Below are 1,257 nucleotides of genomic sequence, written 5' to 3'. Positions count from 1 at the left end.
GGCTTCGCGCGTGCACGAACTCACGCCGCGAATCTGGAAATCGCTCTTCGCCGACAACCCGCTGCGCTCGCCACTGCATCAGATCGCCTGAGATCGCAACGACGTCGGTCAATTACCGATTACGTTTCGTCCGAGGCGCGCGATGTGACTTGCATGCTCAGTGAGGCTCGGCCATGACAGGACTTCACTTCGACGCGATCCATGCCTAGCTCTCCAGGTGTTCGTCAATTGAGCAACTACGAAAGCAAAGATCTGATTCGCTGCCACCGCTTAGTCGCCGCATCTGGCAGCGCCCTGGACGTTCCCAAACGCATCAACAGCCGGGATATGCCGGTTCTCTCGCGTTCAAGGTAAGCCCGTATTTCTTTCACGACTGTGTCTTGTGCCCACCCTTCCATTTCGGGCACAGCGAGCGCAGAAAGATTGCTGCGAAAAACGGGGGCGACCTCTTCGCGCAGGACCTTTTCGAGCTCGTCGAGTGAGTAACCGGATGCGCGTAGTGTTTTGGCAATCCCGGCGTAATCGTAGTCCTGGAGTTCCTTCCCGACGAACAGTTCCGAGAGCGCTTCCCAGACCGCGGCGCGGCGTTCGAGGTTCAACGGTTCCGTCACGATGATCACCTGGTCGAGCGAGGGTACAAAGAGCCGAAACTGGCTTCAGCGCCGTAGGTCGCGAGCAAGCCCCCAACGAACGCGATCGCGCCGACACATACAGGCGCAGTCGCCGCGCATACGCCGACCGCAACCGCTGCGCTGCCAGCGGCCCACCCACCGATAAGGCCGGCGCCAGCCAGGGCGCCTTGCCGCATTACTTCACGCGGTTTGTCGCGAGACAGCGATGTGCGCGACATGCCGAGTCGTTGAGCCGCATCAGTCACTTCGATGCCAAGCGGCGCAAGCACATCCTCGCGCAGCAGCGCGCCGGGATGGGGATGGTGGTTCATCATGGCGTGTTCCTTAGCGCTATGTCTTCGAGGGTCGGCGACGAAAAAAACGAATAACCGTCCGATATACCCTCGACCTCCACTTTTGAGAAATCGGCGGTGATATCGTGAAGCAATCGAGGTGCTCCCGAGGGCGAACCCGATCATCAGCCTCTACCGTCCAGCATGGAACCCGGAGTACCAGCGAGTGAATCGCCCCGGGAATCGTGGAGGCTGGTTGGTTTAAGTTGATGCCGGCATCGCAACTCCGTTGCTGAGTTGCCGGTAATAGTTTGCCTCAGCTTCAGCGGGTGGGATATAGCCGAGCGGTTCCA

At 59.6% G+C, this 1,257-nt stretch carries 2 protein-coding genes; both read right to left on the bottom strand.

Annotated features, from left to right (window positions below):
- Nucleotides 1-236: 236 nt before the first annotated feature.
- Nucleotides 237-620, bottom strand: coding sequence for a hypothetical protein (locus tag GWC77_RS27830; protein ID WP_173262724.1), 384 nt, complete (start codon nucleotides 618-620; stop codon nucleotides 237-239).
- Nucleotides 617-946 carry a hypothetical protein gene (locus GWC77_RS29865; RefSeq protein ID WP_254367230.1) on the bottom strand — a complete coding sequence of 110 codons (330 nt, stop codon included), beginning with the start codon at nucleotides 944-946 and terminating at the stop codon, nucleotides 617-619. Before GWC77_RS29865 ends, GWC77_RS27830 begins: the two co-directional genes overlap by 4 nt.
- Between the last annotated feature and the right edge of the window lie 311 nt (nucleotides 947-1,257).

The sequence above is a fragment of the Paraburkholderia sp. NMBU_R16 genome, assembly GCF_013282575.1.
GTDB lineage: Bacteria > Pseudomonadota > Gammaproteobacteria > Burkholderiales > Burkholderiaceae > Trinickia.
The sequence above is the reverse complement of the archived record's forward strand: the minus strand, read 5'-3'. Positions and strand labels throughout refer to the sequence as shown.